Below are 19,146 nucleotides of genomic sequence, written 5' to 3'. Positions count from 1 at the left end.
TAATAGCTGATCTGATAAAGCCACATAGCAGAAGTTATTATGGAAACTATACTTCTAGTAGAAGATGAGCAGCCGATCCGTCATATGTTAGGTTTTGCACTTAAGCGTGCAGGCTATAACACCATTGAAGCGGGCGACGCTCGACAAGCTCAGTGTCAACTAAACGAGACACAACCCGACCTCATTCTAATGGATTGGATGTTGCCGGACTCAACAGGTATCGAATTAGTTCGAAGCCTAAAGAAAGACAAATTTACCAGCAATATTCCCGTCATCATGCTGACTGCTAAAACGACAGAAGATGATAAAATTACCGGATTGAACTCTGGTGCTGACGACTACGTTAGCAAGCCGTTTTCACCTAAAGAACTGATAGCACGTATTCAAGCGGTGTTGCGTCGCAATACGTTGCACAAAAAAGATGATGAGGTTTTAACAACGTTAAACCTTCGCTTAGACAAAGCAAGTCATCGCGTCACAGTGGACGATAATCTTTTAGAGTTGGGTCCGACGGAGTTCCGTCTGCTAAACTTTTTAATGGAAAATCCAAACCGTGTTTATAGCCGAGGTGCCCTACTTGATCATGTGTGGGGGAGAAATACCTACGTTGAGGAACGTACTGTAGATGTACATATATTGCGCTTACGAAAATCATTGGCCCCTTGGCAATATGACAAACTCATCCAAACCGTTCGCGGTGTTGGCTACAGACTCTCGCCAACTCAATAGGCACACTAAATGAGTTGGGGCACGTTCTTTAGCGAAGTCATCACCAGAGAACTGAAAATAGTTTTTGCGATCGTCTTTGCCTGCGCACTTCTATATACCACTGGTATACCTATTACCGTTTTGCTACTGGTCGGCTTGGTTGGTTTCAGTTGCTACCATATCTACCAAGCAAAGTTGTTACTGGAATGGCTCAGCTTGAGAAAAAGCCACGGCCCTCCGGATGAGCTATTTGGCATTTGGAGTTTATTTGCGAGTAAAGTACATCAAAAAAATAAAGCCCACCAAGCAAGCGACATCCGCTCTCGCGGGCTAATTGGGCAATTTCGTAAAGCCAGCTTAGCGTTACCCGACGGTGTCATTATTCTCGATGAGCTCAGCCGCATCGAGTGGTGCAACGACAAAGCTGAAGCCTTGTTAGGGCTACGCAAAAAAGAAGATATAGGCAGTCACATTACTAACTTAGTACGTGACCCTAGTTTTATTCACTTCTACCAAGACAAAGTCATTGGAGAAAATCTGCGTTTAGACTCACCGTACGACCCTAAAATCAAACTTGATATTCGAATGATTAACTATGCTGACAAGCACCTTTTAATCATTCAAGACTTCAGCAAACTACACCATATGGAACAAGTGCGTCAGGACTTTGTTGCCAATGTTTCGCACGAGCTACGAACACCGCTGAGTGTCATCGTTGGTTACATCGAAACCTTAGATGACGATGATCAACCCGAGCTAGAAGCTTACGCACCTATCTTCCACCAAATGAAGCAGCAATCAGACCGCATGACTCGTTTGGTAGAAGACCTACTGACATTATCAAATTTAGAAAGTGAGCAAAGCAGTAACCACCAAAATGAAGTCCCAGTGCCTGATATGCTTAAGGGCATCGCGGATGACGCCATCATTTTAAGTGGTAGCAGAAACCATGACATAAAGTTGGCCATAGACTCAGACCAATGGCTACTAGGGAATACTCGCGAGCTTCATGGTGTATTTTCTAACCTGATCGCCAATGCTGTTCATTACACACCAGAAGAAGGCACTATCACCATTCGTTGGTATCAAACAGCAAACAACGCGGTCATGGAAGTGGTCGACACAGGCCTTGGTATAGAAGAACAACACATCGACAGACTGACTGAACGTTTTTATCGTGCAGATAAAGGTCGCTCTCGTGCCGAAGGTGGCACAGGTCTTGGTTTAGCGATTGTTAAACATGCGCTTCAAAGGCACGATGCGGCACTAAAAATCACCAGCCGAGTCGGTAAAGGAAGTACTTTCCGCTGCACATTTCCGATTGAACGAGTGATGGATCCACCTTTCACAAGTGACGAGGAAACACCTATACTGGACGTTTAATAACAGCACATAAAGAGTCTCCACTATGAATCCTATCGAAACGGCCTCACCGTTACACCAGCAGATGATTACGTGGAGACACTGGCTGCACCAGCACCCAGAACTGTCCTTCAAAGAGCTAAAAACAAGCGACTACATTGCACAAATTTTAACATCACTAGACATTCCTTTTGTCCGAGGTATCGCGGTGACGGGGATCGTCGCCACTATAAAAGGCACAGAAGACGGTGATCATATTGGTTTAAGAGCAGACATGGACGCGCTGCCAATACTAGAAGCCAATGACTTTGCTCATAAGTCGCTACATGAAGGCCATATGCACGGTTGCGGTCATGATGGTCACAGTACCATGCTACTAGGTGCGGCTGCTTACCTGATCAAAAACAATCAATTCAAAGGCACGGTACATTGCATTTTCCAACCTGCTGAGGAAGGTGATGCGGGTGCAAAAGTTATGATTGATGAAGGTCTATTCGAACGTTTCCCCTGTAAAGAAGTCTACGGCATGCACAACTGGCCGGGACTAGCAGCAGGTGAATTTGCGGTTCACGATACGGCGGTTATGGCTGCAGTTCGTACGTTTGACATCAAAATAACTGGCCATGGTGGCCATGCGGCAATGCCGGATAAAGTCACTGACCCTATCGTTGCGAGCGCACAGTTAATCACTGCACTGCAGAGCATTATCTCTCGTAACAAATCACCGTTTAAGTCTGCCGTATTAAGTATCACCAAAATAAACGCAGGACATGCCCACAACGTTATCCCTGACGATGTAAACATCTCAGGCACCATTCGTTACTACCATAATGAAGACGGTGATATGTTGTTAAAACGCATGGGTGAAGTGATAGATGGGATCTGTGCAACCTTCGGTACGAAAGGTGAGTTAACACTAGTCAATCATTACCCTGCGACGATCAACACACCGGAACATGCGGGTTATGCCGCGCAAGCTGCTAGTGATGTTGTTGGCGCTGAGCACGTCCAACGTGACTTACACCCAAGCATGGCTGCAGAAGATTTTGGTTATATGCTGGAAGCCCTGCCCGGTGCGTATATTTGGGTCGGCAATGGTGAAGGCGAAGGTGGCTGCATGCTACACAACGCTCACTATGACTTTAATGACGATGTCTCAGCGCTGGGTGCAAGTTATTGGGTCAAGCTTGTGCAGAACCGTTTAGCTTAAGCTTCGCTAACATCTCCGAAAACTCATCGGGCAACCCTGCTTCAATATGCAAAGGCTCACCCGTCATTGGGTGGGCTAACTGTAGCGACTTCGCGTGTAACATCAAACGCGATAGTCCAAATGTATCCCGCAAAAAGATATTCTGTTTACCGTCTCCATGCGACGTGTCGCCCACAATCGGGTGAAAAATATGTTTCATGTGTCGTCTAAGTTGGTGTTTGCGCCCCGTCTTAGGTGATAGTTCAACCAGCGTGTAACGTGCCGTCTGGTAGCGCCCAACAGGATAAGATAGCTCACTTTTATTTAAGCACTGATAGTCAGTTACTGCCTCTTGTGGTGGTTTGTCTGGAGAAACTAAACGATCTGTCATTTTATCCAGCTGTTCTTGTAATGCGTAATCCACAACCCCACTATCTTCCGTATAACCACGAACAACCGCCCAGTAGCGTTTGGAAATGGCCTTCTCGGTAAACTGCTTTGTTAGCAAAGCGGCAACCTCTGAAGAAAGTGCAAACAGCAACACACCCGACGTGGGTTTATCCAGACGATGAACAGGGTAAACATGTTGGCCGATTTGATCACGTGTAAGCTGAATTGCGAAGCGGGTTTCGTGCCTATCGATAGGACTACGGTGGACCAATAAACCTGAGGGTTTATTAATCGCCACAATGGCCTTGTCTTGATAAAGAATTTCCAACATATTGAGAATATTACCTGTTGTGCCTTTATAAATATTTTTTAATCAAACGGAAAACATTTAGTAATGAAGTGCATGACAATATTTCACGCAACAATAATCCAGTGGAGTTTACAATGATTCGCCAGGCAATTCAGCCAACAACAGTTAAAGCATTCAGTACGATGCTCGTCACCGGCCTATTAATGGTCGCATCAATTCCTGCAATCGCCGACGGCTTGCCTAACCTCATGGATGTGATCGAAAAGAATCGCAACTCTGTCGTTAATATCGCAACCAAAGGAAGCGCTAGCCCAACGGCAGCCGCCAGCAGCGGTTTAGACCTTGATTCACTGCCGCCACAGCTTCGAGAATTTTTCAAAAACATGCCGCAACCTGACTCAAACAGTCAAGGTCAAAGCAGAGCACGTCCTTTTAATTCATTAGGGTCCGGCTTCATAACATCTTCAGATGGTTATGTTGTAACGAACGCTCACGTAATTGATGACGCTGAAAGCATTCGTGTGACACTAAAAGATCGTCGTGAACTAGATGCAAAGCTGATTGGTGTTGATGAAGCTAGCGACATCGCATTACTAAAAATTGATGCTAAAGACTTACCAGCAGTAACCATTGGTGACTCTTCTAAGCTTAAAGTGGGTCAGTGGGTTGTTGCAATTGGCGCGCCATTTGGACTTGAGCACAGTGCTTCACAAGGTATTGTTAGTGCACTAGCACGTAGCTTAAACCAAGCAAACACGACGTATGTTCCATTCATTCAAACAGACGTTGCGGTAAACCCTGGTAATTCAGGTGGCCCACTGTTTGATTTGAAAGGTAATGTTGTCGGTGTTAACTCGATGATTTATAGCCGCAGCGGTGGCTACCAAGGTATTTCATTCTCAATCCCGTCAAATACGGTTAGAAATGTTATTAACCAGTTGAAAGAAAAAGGCTTTGTTAGTCGCGGTAAGTTGGGCGTACACATTCAAGATGTAAGCCAAGACTTAGCTGACTCGTTTAACCTACCAAGCCCAACCGGCGCGCTAGTGTCTAAGATTGAGAAAGGCAGTGCAGCAGATAAAGCAGGCTTCCAACACGGTGATGTAATCATTACTTATGACAGCACTCCGGTTTACACGTCATCTGACTTACCGCCATTAGTGGGTAATACTGAGATCGGTAAAGTGGTTTCTGTAACGGTTATACGTGCAGGTTCTGAGAAGAAACTAGACGTAACTGTTGGCACTCTGACTAAAGATGCTAAGGCTGAAGTTGTCTCTGACGCACGTACTAAAGGATCGTTAGGTGTTGTTGTTGGCGTACTGTCACCAGAGCAGCGCGATAAGATTAGTGCAAGTTATAAGGGTGGCGTCGTTGTTAACCAAGTCATGGCTAACAGTATTGCCCAAGAAGCAGGTATCGTTATCAATGACATCATTGTGTCGTTCAACAAGCGCGAAATCACTTCTGGTGACGACCTTAAGCAAGCAATGAAGGACGCGCCTAAGGGCAAAGCGGTTCCTCTATTGGTTATTCGTGAAGACTCTGCACGCTACATCACTGCCTATATTCCGAAGTAACACTAAAGACTCTCCATAGTTGTACCCTTTGCGTCCCTTTTTAGGGGCGCTTTTTTATACCCTAACATTGTTATAAGCGACTGTTTACCGCTTAGAAATAAGTTATTATTTAGTAACAACTAAGCACATCATTAAGTCACTTTTTGAGATTACGACGCTATGTACATTGACCAGAAAGACAAAGGCGCAAGCTCCCGCGGTGAGAAGATATTTATTCTCATACTCATTGGGCTATTCCTATTTATGATGACCATGGAGTTGCTCAGCAATTACGAACCCCGCAAACTCTCCATCGTGTTCTTTCTAGCCTTTTGGGTACCACTATTGTTCTTACACGAGTTCGGTCACGCACTCATGGCAAAACTGTGCGGTTGGAAAGTCAAAGGAACGGTAATTGGTTTGGGTAACATCTTTCACAAAACCACCCTATTCGGTGCGCCAATGGAAATCCGTATGATTCCGTTGGAAGGTTTTGTGCGGATTGCACCGCTAAATATGAGTGGTGTACGCATCAAGCACGCACTGATCTATTTCGCTGGCCCCGGCATCGAGCTATTGGTGTTTTTTGGGATTATGTTGTTCTTAGGGACAGACCAAATGTTTTCCCAAAACGACAACTACCTACAAATAGCACTACAAAGCCTAGGCTTTGCTGCACTAGTAGGTGCCGTCATTAACCTAATACCGCTAGGCATAAGCACCGAAAATGGCACATCACCTAACGATGGATTAGGCATTATCCTAAGCTTGCTCAGCTCAAAGTCTGACTATGAACAATGGGTTCGTGAAAGCAAGTAAGCGCCTAAAAAGGCTTACGTGCCACCAACTGGACTAACTCTGCATTTTTTTTCTTAAAGCTGCCTTCATTTACGTCGCGCACGACTTCTTTGATATGAAGAAACTCCAAACCAGCTAACTCTTGTTTTAGTTGAGATAATGATGCAAGTAGCTCTGAACGATACGCTTCCATTATAAAAATTCCGCCAGGCTTTAAGCCAACAACTATTTTCTTATGAAGACTAGTACGTACGGCTGATGGTAAATGGCAAAAGATAGAAACAATGCCACTCCAGCGCTTAGGCTTAATGACATATTGGCTGAGCTCTGCAACCTGAGTATTGATATCGACATAACTTTGATCAGCTAAACGCTCCGCATTTTCTAGAGCAAGTGGAGAAGAATCCACCGCTGACACATCAAAACCTTCACGGGCCAAGTAAACGGCATTGCGCCCCTCGCCTTCACCTAGGCATAACACCTTATTTCCTTTAACGAAGTTACTGACGCGGTACAAAAAATCATTGGGCATGGTGCCGCAGACATAGACATCTCCGCTATAACGGTCGTTCCACATGATAAACCTCCTGATTGTTTTTAGAATTCCTTTCGATCCAACAATTGGCGCTGTTTAGCGTGTATTATAGCCACCTACTAATACACGTACACAATGGATCGCAACATGGCAGAGAAAACCTTATTCTGGCACGACTACGAAACGTGGGGCGTCAATCCTCGGAAGGATCGAGCTTCACAGTTTGCAGGTATTCGTACCAATATGGAACTAGAAATAATTAATGAGCCAGTTATGATCTATTGTCAACCAAGCGTTGACTTCCTACCACACCCAGAAGCAGTACTTATTACAGGTATAACTCCACAAAAGGCCGCTGCTGAAGGATTACCCGAATCAGAGTTTTACAATCGCATACATGAAGAACTAGCCAAGCCTGGTACTTGTGGTGTCGGTTACAACAGCTTACGGTTTGATGACGAAGTCACCCGCTTTGGCTTTTATCGTAACTTCATCGACCCTTACGCTCGCGAGTGGCAAAATGGCAATAGCCGTTGGGATATACTCGACCTTGTACGTATGACTCATGCGCTACGCCCTGAAGGAATCGTTTGGCCTGAGCGCGAGCCTGGCGTAACTAGTTTTCGCCTAGAGCTACTCACCGAAGCAAACGACATCGAACACGAAGGTGCGCATGATGCACTGGTTGATGTTCGCGCCACCATTGCGATGGCAAAACTGATTAAAGACAAGCAGCCTCGCCTATTTGACTTCTACTTTTCATTACGTGAAAAGCACAAGGCATCTGACTTATTGAGTCTGCATAAGCAGCAGGTCGTGTTACATATTTCAGGCATGGTGCCTGCGGAACTAGGTTGTATCACGCCTGTTATTCCACTCATGCAGCATCCTGTTAATAAAAACGAAATAATCTGTTTTGATCTGCGCCAGCACCCTGACCAGTTATTAAAATCAACACCAGAAGAAATGGCGACTAGCCTCTACACACCCAATGCAGAACGCACCGACGATATGCCACCACGCCTTGCGCTAAAAGGTGTTCATATCAATAAATGCCCTGCACTAGCCCCCCCTAAAACACTGTCAGCAGAACAAGCTGAAAAATGGCAAATTGATTGGACTGTCATTGAAGAACATAAGCAAATACTACTAGCGGATACTTCGCTGCTAGACCGCCTAGCTGAACTTTACGGGCAGACGCGTGACCATGGGCCTAGTGACGCTGACTCAGCACTCTATAACGGCTTTATCAACGCCTCAGACCGTAAGCTATGTAACTTTGTTATTAATCAGTCTGCTGAGCGCCTAGCCAGTGAAAACATCGTTTTCTCTGACCCCCGCTTACAAACACTGTTGTTCCGTTACCGTGCACGTAACTTTCCAGAAACACTCGACCAACAAGAACAGTGGCAATGGCAGGAGTTTTGCCGCGCGCGCCTACTTGATGGCGAATACGGTTGTGACTTTACTGCACAAGACTTTCAAGATTCCATGCAGGATATTTCTCAACGAGACTTAAGTGATGAACAGAAAGAAACGCTTCAGGGCTTATTAGACTGGGTACAGGGCTTACAGTAAGCCCTGACGTTCTTTACAAAATCCTTACGCCTTGCTTACCCAACTTAATATTTACTTCATCCATAATTCTCCCATCGACGCAAAACATGTCGAACCTACTAAAACAAACTGAGAATTAAAAAATGAACAAGACATTATTAGTAACAATTTTAGCAAGTACTTTGACACTTGGCGCATCTGTAGTAAACGCAGCAGAAGACACAACAACGACGACTGAGCAGTCGAGCAGCTACTCAAAGCACAAAGACGGTAAAGGTGGTAAGCACCACGGCAAGAGCCATGGTAAGCGTAGTGGTAAAAGCGGCCATGGCATGAAGCGCATGATTAAAAAGCTTGAGCTAACGGAAGCGCAGCAAGCTGAGCTAAAGACACTCCGTGAAGAGCAAAAAGCTGCATCTGCGCCACTACGTGAAGAAATGAAAGCGCTTCGCACTGAAATGAAAGCACTCGATACCTCTAGCGCTAATTACGATGGCCAAGTAGCTGCAATTGCAGACAAGAAAGCAAACCTAACGCGTCAAACGTTTATCCTGAAGAGCTCTGCACGTCAAAAATTCCAAGCAGTACTAACTGCTGAGCAACTTGCGACAATGAAGGAGATGAAAGAAAACCGTAAAGGCAAGCGCGGTGGAAAAGGCAAAATGGACAAAGGCGAATAATACTCCCCTTTAAAGCTTACTAGCCACCCTTCCAAATTAAGCTGGTAAAGATTAGGCGACTCATTGAGTCGCCTTTTTTGTGCCGGTGATTCAGCCCTTCTCTAGCAAGAACTTTATACACTCCTTTTGAATAGTGTCTTTTTGACAATTAATGATTGACTTAGGGATCAACTACGTCCACTATTTAACTTAAGTGACATAAAGACACTTACCAAGGAGCACAACATGACCATCACAGTAACCAACAACCAAAACGACAACATTGATATTAGCGTAATTTCGTTTTCAGGCGGCGAACGCCACGTACAACTTGGCAATATCGACAGCCTTGCAGCGACGAGTCTTAACGTTACTGCCCGCATCAACAGCGCGACAGGCATTATGGATTTGTTATTGGTGGTCAATGCTTTACGTCACCGCTTTGGGACTGAGGTCGCGATTGATGTAACCATTCCTTACCTACCTTATGCACGTCAAGACAGAGTGTGTGCGGCAGGCCAAGCGTTTTCGTTGGAAGTGTTTGCCGCAGTGTTAGCCACTATGCCTGTTCGAAGCATCACTACTTGGGATTGTCACAGCACGGTCGGTATTGAGTTAACAGGTGCAATTAATGTGATGCCTGAAAAGATCATCGCTAGTAGCCCTGCTCTAGTTGAAGTGTTAACGGCAGACAACAGTGTTTTGATTTGCCCAGATGAAGGTGCGAAGGCACGCTGCGAGGCAATCAAAACCGAATTAAACATTAGCGATAGCGTGCAGTGTTACAAAAAACGAGACCCAAGCACTGGCAAGGTTTTATGTACCGAGGTCAATATCGACTCGCTTGCAGGTAAGACCGCGATCATTACCGATGACATTTGCGACGGTGGTTACACCTTTATAAAGATCGCAGAACAGCTAAAAGCCAAAGGCGCTGACAAAGTAATTTTATATGTGACGCACGGTATTTTCAGCAAAGGATTAGACGTTTTCGATGGTTTGATTGATGAGATCTACACCACAGACAGCTTTGAACGTGAGGCAACTGACCCACGTATTAACCAGATTAAGTTCGCTTAAAAAATTAGAGAAAGGAGTATCACCATGAACCCATTAACAGCTATCGACTTTTACAAAGCGGACCACAGACGCCAGTACCCAGAAGGTACGGAGTATGTCTATTCTAATCTAACACCGCGTTCTTCTCGTTTAGCCCCTGTGCTTGATGGTTTTGATGACCGTGTTGTGTTGGTTGGTTTGCAGGGTTATATCAAACGTATTTTGATGGATGCTTGGGACACACACTTTTTCCAGCAGCCAAAAGGAAAGGTCATCGCTAAGTACAAGCGCCGTATGGATCAAGCCTTAGGCAAAGATGCGGTGCCCGTTGATCACATGGAAGCGTTACACGACTTGGGCTATTTGCCATTACGCATTAAGGCATTACCTGAAGGTAGCCGCGTAAATATTAAAGTACCGATGTTTACGATGGTGAATACTAAACCTGAGTACTTTTGGTTAACTAACTACCTTGAAACTAGCATCAGTGCTGAAGTTTGGAAGATGTGTACAACGGCAACGATTGCTTATGAGTACAAACGTTTGTTAACTGAGTTTGCCGTGAAAACAGGTGCGCCTTTGGACTTTATCCCAGTGCAAGGACACGACTTTAGCTGTCGCGGAATGAGTGGTTTGGAGGATGCTGCACAATCTGGGATGGGGCACTTAACTAGCTTTATCGGCACAGATACTGTGGCTGCTATCGACTACGCGGAAGACTATTACAACGCTGACGGTGTGATTGGTGTTTCAGTACCTGCAACAGAGCACAGCGTTATGTGCATGGGTACACAAGATGGCGAGATAGAAACATTTAGACGCTTGATTGAAGACTTATACCCTTCTGGCGTGGTGAGTATTGTTTCTGATACGTGGGACTTTTGGCAGGTGATTAGCGAGTTCGCCAGCGAGTTGAAAGAGACTATCTTAGCTCGAAAAGAGAACGAAATGGGCTTGGCTAAAGTTGTGTTCCGTCCAGACAGTGGCGACCCGATTAAAGTGATTTGTGGTGATGCAGATGCTGAACCAGGTAGCCCCGCTTACAAAGGTGCTGTTGAGTGCTTATGGGAGATCTTTGGTGGGGAGGTCACTGACGAAGGTTACAAGGTACTAAACCAGCGTGTCGGTGTGATTTATGGTGACTCTATTACTTTGCAACGTGCGCAAGCGATATTGGAAGGCTTAGCGGCGAAAGGCTTTGCGTCTAACAATATTGTATTTGGTATCGGCAGCTTTACTTACCAGTACTTAACTCGAGATAACTTTGGCTTTGCGCTTAAAGCGACTTGGGGTCAGGTGAATGGCGAGGCTCGTGAGATCTTTAAAGACCCTATTACCGATAATGGTGAGAAGAAGTCAGCGCGTGGTTTGTTGCGTGTTGAGGAGACTGAAAACGGCTTTGAGATGTTTGATCAGCAGACGGCTGAGCAGGAGAAGCAAGGGGCGTTTAAGGTTGTGTTTGAGGATGGAACGTTGATTATTGATCAGAGTCTTGGGGAGATTCGGGCTCGGTTAGTAGGATAGTAGACACACCTATCGCATGTGACCTGAGAAGCTAATTTTCAGGTCACATCTAACTTTTAAGTCAAGGTAATAACACAATAGTCTTTTTCATATTTTTCTTCGATCTTTTTCATCTCAGAAAATAACTCCTCTTTCTCTATGACATCACTAACTGGCGAAATGAATTTACGTTCAATTGAGATATCAGAGGTATTGAGTTTAAACCTTTCACCTTCGACTTCTTTTAAATGGCCCTTAGCAACAAAAAAAACACAAAAATAATGACTACCTACAGCAGCATGAAAAAATACAACACATGCATAGAGTTGATCTGTATGGAAATCATTTCTCTTCATTGAAAGCTCTACACCGAAGTTTTCATTAGAACCAGAAACAAATGCCTCTAATCCGCATATTTCGTTCGAGAACCTAGACATTTCAATGAATGAGGCATTCACAGGCTCACTGACATTAAAAATAGACATTAATTTAGTAGCAGAATCTAATGCCTTCATTTCCCTCATGTAATCAAAGTCCCTATTAACACCACCTATCGTGAACTTCAGTGGAGGTAACTCTTTGGCTTTGAACTCTCCCAAGGTCTTCGAGCTGTTCTGGTAAATATTAGATAGAAGCTTAACCGCATTTCTAAACTCAAAAATAGGAAACCTTTTATCTTCAAAAAATGAAAAAGTGATTGTGGCTTCACCATTAAATGGGTTGAAGCTCAAACCAAAGAAGTCGCTTTCAAACCTCATTTTCCACAGCTTTTTATCAGAAAAGCTGTTAAATGGTGAATTATACAACCGACAATCAAAACCTAAACTGGTAGAAAACTTACTTTCTTTGAACTTAATTACCCCCTCTGCGAAAGGTTTCAAGTTAGGCATCTCTAACCTACCCATCAGTGTATCTAGAAAAAGACTACTACTTTCTACACCAAACCTAGTCTTTACTGCTTGAATAGATGACACTTCAACAAAGTCTTCAGCACCGATTGAAACATCAATTAGTTTCTCGAGATTTTCTTCACCTATTGCAGTAAGAGTCATTTTGGCAAAACCATCTTCAAAGCCAGAACTTGTTAAATGTTTCTTTTTGCTGGCAACATATTCAGACATGCTTGACCCAACATATTCAACAATTTTTCTCTCCAGACACCTTCCATTTAGAGCCTCTAATCGGTTAGATTCACAATAGTGAACTGTCATTTTTCTTTTATTAAATTTATTCTCTTGGTCGCTCTGTTCAACCTCATGCAATCTCTTTAAAACTTTTGAAATCAGCTTATTATCCACATGAACAACATAAGCGCTCTGTGGTTCTGATTTACCCTCAAACTCAAGAAAAACAAAAAAAGCAGGCATTTGAGCTGTAACTAAGCGTCTAAGGTTAGATAGCTTAATAGACAACTTCCTATAATTTTGGTCTGTTGCTTTAACTTGGACCTTGCACTCTAAGGCAGAGTTATGGACTCCGCATGGGTCATTATTGTTTTTAAAAGGAAATTCTACAAAAAAGTCCCAACCTGTCTTATCTATTTGAGAAACATTAGCTACTAGCCCAGCATCTGCGCACCATAGAGAGAATGTGCTTTCTCCCATTGAACCTAAATCTCTCATGTCACACTCCCAGTGTTCTAATTGCAGCTATATCGAAGACTCTAATCATTTGGGTATGTGGTCTTCCAGCAACTAAGAATAAGTCAGTTATAATAGCTTTATAATAAGAAAAAAGTCATTATGTAATAAAAATATACTTTTATATTCCCCTCGTATGAATCAAGTAGTTAACATAAACACAAACCTTTACACCAGACATATCCAAGCATAGAGTTTGGATATGTCTGGTGTAAAACGAAATCTCGAACAAAAAATCAATCGCCTACTGACGCTGTTTCCAGTTGTCATGCTCATTGGTGCTCGTCAAACAGGTAAAACAACGCTGAGTAAAATGCTACGTCCTGACTGGAAGTACATTGACCTTGAGAATGCGTCTGACTTCGACTTTGTAAGTCGTGACTATGACTTCTTTTTTAGTGAATACCCGCAGCACCTAATCATTGATGAAGCACAAGAAGACCCAGCGCTGTTTCGTCATTTGCGAGGTGTGGTAGATGCCGACCGAAACAATAAAGGTCGCTTTATACTGACAAGTTCTCACTCGCCTGACTTACTGGAACAAGCCAGTGAAACACTTGCAGGTCGTATTGCTATCGTTGAGATCGGTACGTTAAAAATGAATGAGGTCGCAGAACAACCGCTGCCCTCTTTCTACGAGTTATTTCAGCAGCCAATCACCGATGACTCAATCCTACAACTCAAGCAGTTAAAGCCTGAGATTGATGACACGTTACCCTACTTTCTTCGTGGTGGTTACCCAGAGCCGATTCAAAGTGCGGATGACTTTGGCTATAACGTGTGGATGGAGAACTATTACCAAACCTATATCAACCGTGATGTTAGGCGCTTGTTTCCACGCTTAGACAGTATTCGTTATCGTCGCTTTATTAATACGCTAGCCTCTTTGTCGGGCACGATTATCAATAAAGCTCAGCTTGGGCGCTCGATTGATGCCTCTGAAACGACCATACGCGACTATTTAGAAATAGCGGATAAAACGCATGTTTGGCGCACGATACCGTCTTATGAAAACAATAAGAGTAAGTCAGCACTTAAAATGCCAAAAGGTATTTTGCGAGATAGCGGCTTTACACATTATTTAGCGGGTATCGACTCAAGAGAAGCAATGCTGCGTTCTGCTCAGGTTGGACACAACTTTGAGTCCTTTGTGATTGAAGAGATCATCAAAGGCATTCAAGCAACCGAGGTCACACGTTGGGATTACTATTACTTCAGGACGAAGAATGGCGCGGAAGTTGATCTAGTACTGGAAGGCAAGTTTGGATTATTGCCTATCGAGACTAAGTTCGGGCATCAAACTAAAGTGAAGCAGCTGACCTCATTGCAACAGTTCGTAAAGCTGCATGAGTTACCACTAGGTATCGTTATTAATAACAGCAGCGAGGTTAAAATGCTGACGGACAATATTATTCAAATTCCAGCGGGGTGCTTGTAGCTAAGACTGACACGATTCTTGTGCTAAAGTACTGATCATAAAATGAAACACACCCCATTAACTGATTAATGCCAACTAGCTATTATGATGAAAATGTCACCGCAAGGAATCCGCACCCTCATCGACTCCGAAGGGTCTATCAATACCATTTACGATGACCAAGCAGGCTTACCCACCATTGGTGTTGGCCACCTACTAAAAAAGTCAGAGCTATCCAGCAGCAAGATCGAATTATCAGACGGTTCGATTATTGATCTGCGCAAAGGTAAAATCAGCGACCGAAGTGTTGAACGGCTACTAGCTGACGATCTCATTCCACGCGAAAAAGCCGTCTATGACTTAGTGGATGTGTCATTAGAGCAAGAACAGTTCGATGCGCTAGTACACTTTGCATTTAACGTTGGCATCGGTGCATTTCGCAAAAGCACCCTACTCAAACGTATTAACGCTCGTGACTTTGACGCAGTTCCCGCTGAAATCAGAAAATGGAATATCGTAACCGTTGGCGGTAAGAAGCAAGTCAGTCGAGGCTTGGCAAATCGCAGAGAAGTCGAGTGCGCTATGTGGGAAGACAATTGTAAACCAAGCAGTGTATCGAGCAAGTCCCGCACTAAAAAGAAGACTCCTTCTACTCGAACAAAATCCACCAAAAAAACGCGTAAAACCAAGACTCAAACGAGCAAACCCGCTCACCAAAGCAAGATCATTACACTCGCAGTAACCACTGGCGTTGCTTATCTGGGAACCAAGTACGGCATCGATATTCCTGCTGAGTGGCAGACTGAAATTGAGAGTGGCATTGTCGTTATCGGCTTAGGTGGCATTGCGGTTCTTCGTCGCTGGTATACCGACCAAGACCTTCATTAATACATTACACCAGTAAAATCCGAGCGTAGCCCTTGGATTTTACTGGCATATAGTCGACACCACCGCTCGCCGTAGATAAATACCGCGTTCTCAAGCTATGCTAATATACAAAACGTCTAAGCACAGGAACTAACAATGTCCAAAAAATACCTAGTCCCACCTCATGGAAACTTTGACTACAGCGCACTTTCGACGGCTCCAGAGGGTAGCGTTGATGATAAAAAGTCACTAAAAAAACAACTCAAAAAAGAAATCGCACTCATCGCAGAGTTACAACACCAGCTCTACGCAGAAGACAAACACTCCATACTATTAGTCTTTCAAGCGATGGATGCCGCAGGTAAAGACAGCACTATTCGTTCGGTTCTTACAGGCGTTAACCCGGCTGGCTTCCAAGTGTTTTCATTTAAGCAGCCATCCAAAGAAGAGCTAGATCACGACTTCCTATGGCGCACTCATTGCAAAATGCCTGAGCGTGGACGCATCGGTGTGTTTAACCGTAGTTATTACGAGGAAGTGCTGGTGATAAAAGTACATCTTGAGTACCTAGCTGGACAACACATAGAGATCCCAGAGGGCGGCGCTGACGACTTTTGGGACGATCGCTATGAATCTATTAACAACGCAGAGAAACACCTCGTAAAGAACGGCACAACCGTTCTCAAGTTCTTTCTAAATGTGTCTAAAGAAGAACAAAAGCAACGTTTCTTATCGCGCATTGAAGAGAAAGACAAAAACTGGAAGTTCTCTCATTCTGACTTAGGCGAACGCGCCCTGTGGGATGAATACCAGCAAGCTTATAATGACCTGCTGAATGAGACATCAACCGACACTGCGCCATGGTTTGCGATACCTGCAGACAACAAACCCTACATGCGCTTACAAGTTGCGAAGATCGTTCGCAAAACACTTGAAGATATGCAGCCGGAGTACCCAACCGTTTCTCAGAAAAACTTAGATCGTCTGGTCGAAGCTGAGCAATCATTAAACGCTGAGTAAACAAAAAAGCCCACCACTGTGACACTCACAATGACGGGCTTTTTTAAAGCAGAACGACTTATGCGCTTGCGTCTGCTTTCGCTTTTTCTAGCTCTACTAATAATGAATCTGGTAGCTCAAGTGCTGCTGCTAATGCATCTAAGTAAGCGCTTTCCATTTCATTTGTCTTATTGATCATGACTGATGAGATCAAGTAAACCTCAGCCGCAACTTCAGCAGTATCACATTGAGCAGCAAGCGCTTCCAAGCTACTAGGTGATGCAATTTCTGACTGAATAAAACCTGCAATATCACCCGTCAAACCAAGCTCTGACACTTGCTTTTGAATGTCTGCCATTTCTTGTGCGTCAACCTGACCATCTGCTTTTGCCGCAGCAATCATCGCCTTAAGCAATAACATACTGCGTTCATTAGCGGCTGCTTCTGGTAGGTTATCTATCGCGACTGGCTCGCCATTCTTAGCCGCGTTTTCATTATTAGTCGACCAGTTATTGTAAGCTTGCCACGCAATACCACCAACAGCCGCTAAGCTACCTAGCTTGAGTGCTGAGCCAGTCACATTACGACCAGTCTTAGTCCCTAGCAACAAAGCCATAATACCAGCAGCCATTGCACCGGTTTTTAAACCAGAAATAGTCGCGTCACGCTTCTCTCCTGGCTCTTGAATATCTAATTTTTCTTCTACCACGGCTTGGCCTTTTGCAGCCATTTCGCGCCCTGTCTTTAACAAACCTTCCAATAACGATTTAGCGTCCATTAGTAAACCTCTTGCTTGGTAATCAGTAAATTAATTCTTAGTTATTAAATTGGGTTTAATTACGAAGAATCAAGGACTTGTTTTACAAAGGGTATTGTAATTTTTGATTGGCGACGAATACTTTCTTGATCAAGCACATCCAAGATAGTCAGCAAAGACCCCATATCTCTTGGGTAATGGCGACTTAAATAATCCATCACACGCTCGCTAATAGCGAGATGACGAATCTTAGCGCGATGCAGTAAAGCATCCTGCTTTTCGTCATCGGTTAACGCATGAAGTGTGTAAGTCTCACCCCATATTAAACGCGACGCGAGATCAGGCAACTCACATTCTAAGTACCGCGGGTTTTGTGTCGAACTAAACACTAGGCGCTGTTTGCCCGTTCGGCAGTGGTTGATAAGGTCAAATAATGCCTCTTCCCAGTCTGCGTTACCGAGTACACGATCAACGTCATCAATAACGATCAAGTCCATACTATCTAGACCACGTGCCGCAGTGCTGCCATACGTTGCTAAGGTTTTCATTGGCAAGTAGGACACACGCTGGCCACGCTCGGTCGCATGGTAACAACATGCTTGCAGCATGTGAGATTTTCCTGAGTGTGTTTCGCCCCAAAGAAAAAACTGCTTCCGGTCATAGCTTTCGGCAAACGCCGTTACTAGTTCGAGTACGTCCTTATTCTCTTCGTTAGCAGCATAGAAAGAGTCAAAACGTAAACTGTCACGTGAGGTGACATTTAAAATCATCTGTTGCTGAGTCATTAGAGCCTATATATCTGGCTTTCGAGATAAGAGTCGTGCGCGTGTCTGAGTAAGACAGCTAACACAGCGGAGATAGGAAGTGCGAGTAAGATACCAAAGAATCCAAACAGTTGGCCACCTGCAAGCACTGCAAAAATAACAGTGACAGGGTGTAAACCGATTCGGTCACCTACTAGCATAGGCGTTAAGAAGAAGCCTTCGAACACCTGTGCAATAACGAAAACGGCAACCACACCACCGACCATAATGAAGCTTTGCGTTTCAACAATGGCTGAAATAGCAGCGATAGAGATGCCGACAATGAGTCCCATATAAGGAATAAAACTAATGATGCCAGCAATAATGCCAATCAACAGTGCGAAGTCCACTCCAACGACGCTTAAACCCACACTATAAATTAAGGATAGTGCAAACATAACCATCACTTGGCCGCGTAAAAACGCACCTAGCATTTCATCTGACTCTTTAGCTAACTCAGAAAATTTAGACTCTACATTGCGTGGTAACAGCTCTCGGATGTAAGCCACTAGACGATCCCAGTCACGTAGCAAGTAGAACGTAATCACAGGGATAAGTAATGCATTCACTACCCAACCCATCACTGCGATACCTGACTTAGATAGCGCACCGATTATATTCTTTAGTAAACCACCAGTTACTGACCACTCTTTAGTCAGTGCTTGTCCGAACTTTTCAATGTCTACCTGTGGAATAGCGATTCCAACAGACTCCAACATTGGACGTAAGGAGTCCCCTACCCATTTAATATAGTTAGGTACTTTAGTGATAAATACTTGAATCTGATCTTCTAATAATGGAATTAGAATAATGAAAAAGGGCAGTAATATGCCTAAGACCACCACAAAGACAATCACAACTGAATTGCTTCTTGAGATGTTATAGGTCTCTAGACGATCAACTAAAGGGTCACCTAGGTACGCTAATAAAGCACCGACTATAAAGGGCAATAAAATAGGCGCTAATAGGTATAACAAAAGACCTGTTACGCTGAATATCGCTAACCAGAACCATCTTGTATTGGCTGTCATACT

At 44.1% G+C, this 19,146-nt stretch carries 18 protein-coding genes; 12 read left to right on the top strand and 6 right to left on the bottom strand.

Features of this window, described 5'->3' with window-relative positions:
• Positions 1-39: 39 nt before the first annotated feature.
• From phoB to DKT75_RS03630, 3 genes are read left to right on the top strand one after another with little or no spacing between them, the layout of a single operon-like run.
• Positions 40-729 (top strand): phosphate regulon transcriptional regulator PhoB, encoded by a 690-nt coding sequence (gene phoB, locus DKT75_RS03640; RefSeq protein WP_170310653.1) that lies wholly within the window; start codon positions 40-42, stop codon positions 727-729.
• Positions 730-738: 9 nt separating this feature from the next.
• Positions 739-2,091: a phosphate regulon sensor histidine kinase PhoR gene (gene phoR / locus DKT75_RS03635; RefSeq protein WP_109822074.1), complete on the top strand. Its 1,353-nt coding sequence runs from the start codon at positions 739-741 to the stop codon at positions 2,089-2,091.
• A 25-nt stretch (positions 2,092-2,116) separates the two neighbouring features.
• Positions 2,117-3,280, top strand: a complete 1,164-nt coding sequence (locus DKT75_RS03630) for a M20 aminoacylase family protein (protein WP_109822073.1) — start codon at positions 2,117-2,119, stop codon at positions 3,278-3,280.
• On the opposite strand, the gene truC is transcribed toward DKT75_RS03630, so the two are convergent.
• Positions 3,252-3,980 (bottom strand): tRNA pseudouridine(65) synthase TruC, encoded by a 729-nt coding sequence (gene truC, locus DKT75_RS03625; protein WP_109822072.1) that lies wholly within the window; start codon positions 3,978-3,980, stop codon positions 3,252-3,254. The genes DKT75_RS03630 and truC overlap by 29 nt on opposite strands.
• Before the next feature lie 113 nt (positions 3,981-4,093).
• Between truC and DKT75_RS03620 the strand changes: the two genes are divergently transcribed.
• Together DKT75_RS03620 and DKT75_RS03615 are read left to right on the top strand one after the other, a co-directional pair.
• Complete coding sequence (locus DKT75_RS03620) at positions 4,094-5,539, top strand: Do family serine endopeptidase (RefSeq protein WP_109822071.1); 1,446 nt, start codon at positions 4,094-4,096, stop codon at positions 5,537-5,539.
• Between the two features lie 159 nt (positions 5,540-5,698).
• On the top strand, positions 5,699-6,337 hold the full coding sequence (locus DKT75_RS03615) for a M50 family metallopeptidase (protein WP_109822070.1): 639 nt from the start codon (positions 5,699-5,701) through the stop codon (positions 6,335-6,337).
• Positions 6,338-6,341: 4 nt separating this feature from the next.
• On the opposite strand, the gene DKT75_RS03610 is transcribed toward DKT75_RS03615, so the two are convergent.
• A complete protein-coding gene (locus DKT75_RS03610; RefSeq protein ID WP_109822069.1) occupies positions 6,342-6,893 on the bottom strand; it encodes a class I SAM-dependent methyltransferase in 552 nt (183 codons plus the stop codon).
• A 105-nt stretch (positions 6,894-6,998) separates the two neighbouring features.
• Here DKT75_RS03610 and sbcB point away from each other — a divergent pair, with 105 nt between their 5' ends.
• The 4 genes from sbcB to DKT75_RS03590 all read left to right on the top strand — a co-directional run bounded on the left by sbcB (position 6,999) and on the right by DKT75_RS03590 (position 11,650).
• Complete coding sequence (gene sbcB / locus DKT75_RS03605; RefSeq protein ID WP_211665140.1) at positions 6,999-8,429, top strand: exodeoxyribonuclease I; 1,431 nt, start codon at positions 6,999-7,001, stop codon at positions 8,427-8,429.
• Positions 8,430-8,551: 122 nt separating this feature from the next.
• Complete coding sequence (locus tag DKT75_RS03600) at positions 8,552-9,088, top strand: Spy/CpxP family protein refolding chaperone (protein WP_109822067.1); 537 nt, start codon at positions 8,552-8,554, stop codon at positions 9,086-9,088.
• A 225-nt stretch (positions 9,089-9,313) separates the two neighbouring features.
• Complete coding sequence (prs, locus tag DKT75_RS03595; RefSeq protein WP_109822066.1) at positions 9,314-10,147, top strand: ribose-phosphate diphosphokinase; 834 nt, start codon at positions 9,314-9,316, stop codon at positions 10,145-10,147.
• A 24-nt stretch (positions 10,148-10,171) separates the two neighbouring features.
• Positions 10,172-11,650, top strand: a complete 1,479-nt coding sequence (locus DKT75_RS03590) for a nicotinate phosphoribosyltransferase (protein ID WP_109822065.1) — start codon at positions 10,172-10,174, stop codon at positions 11,648-11,650.
• 56 nt (positions 11,651-11,706) lie between these two features.
• On the opposite strand, the gene DKT75_RS03585 is transcribed toward DKT75_RS03590, so the two are convergent.
• A complete protein-coding gene (locus DKT75_RS03585; RefSeq protein ID WP_109822064.1) occupies positions 11,707-13,251 on the bottom strand; it encodes a hypothetical protein in 1,545 nt (514 codons plus the stop codon).
• A gap of 220 nt (positions 13,252-13,471) precedes the next feature.
• Between DKT75_RS03585 and DKT75_RS03580 the strand changes: the two genes are divergently transcribed.
• The 3 genes from DKT75_RS03580 (at position 13,472) to DKT75_RS03570 (ending at position 16,573) form a co-directional block, all read left to right on the top strand.
• Positions 13,472-14,707: an ATP-binding protein gene (locus DKT75_RS03580; protein WP_109822063.1), complete on the top strand. Its 1,236-nt coding sequence runs from the start codon at positions 13,472-13,474 to the stop codon at positions 14,705-14,707.
• An 84-nt stretch (positions 14,708-14,791) separates the two neighbouring features.
• A complete protein-coding gene (locus DKT75_RS03575) occupies positions 14,792-15,574 on the top strand; it encodes a lysozyme (protein WP_109822062.1) in 783 nt (260 codons plus the stop codon).
• A gap of 135 nt (positions 15,575-15,709) precedes the next feature.
• Positions 15,710-16,573 carry a PPK2 family polyphosphate kinase gene (locus DKT75_RS03570; protein WP_109822061.1) on the top strand — a complete coding sequence of 288 codons (864 nt, stop codon included), beginning with the start codon at positions 15,710-15,712 and terminating at the stop codon, positions 16,571-16,573.
• A 58-nt stretch (positions 16,574-16,631) separates the two neighbouring features.
• Here the strand turns inward: DKT75_RS03570 and DKT75_RS03565 are convergent, their stop codons facing one another.
• From DKT75_RS03565 to DKT75_RS03555, 3 genes are read right to left on the bottom strand one after another with little or no spacing between them, the layout of a single operon-like run.
• On the bottom strand, positions 16,632-17,330 hold the full coding sequence (locus DKT75_RS03565) for a tellurite resistance TerB family protein (RefSeq protein ID WP_109822060.1): 699 nt from the start codon (positions 17,328-17,330) through the stop codon (positions 16,632-16,634).
• Positions 17,331-17,389: 59 nt separating this feature from the next.
• On the bottom strand, positions 17,390-18,094 hold the full coding sequence (hda, locus tag DKT75_RS03560) for a DnaA regulatory inactivator Hda (RefSeq protein WP_109822059.1): 705 nt from the start codon (positions 18,092-18,094) through the stop codon (positions 17,390-17,392).
• On the bottom strand, positions 18,094-19,143 hold the full coding sequence (locus DKT75_RS03555; protein WP_109822058.1) for an AI-2E family transporter: 1,050 nt from the start codon (positions 19,141-19,143) through the stop codon (positions 18,094-18,096). The genes hda and DKT75_RS03555 overlap by 1 nt, the downstream gene beginning before the upstream one ends.
• Positions 19,144-19,146: the final 3 nt, after the last annotated feature.

Origin of the sequence: Leucothrix arctica, assembly GCF_003172895.1 — a bacterium.
GTDB lineage: Bacteria > Pseudomonadota > Gammaproteobacteria > Thiotrichales > Thiotrichaceae > Leucothrix > Leucothrix arctica.
This window is presented reverse-complemented; position numbering and strand designations above follow the sequence as displayed.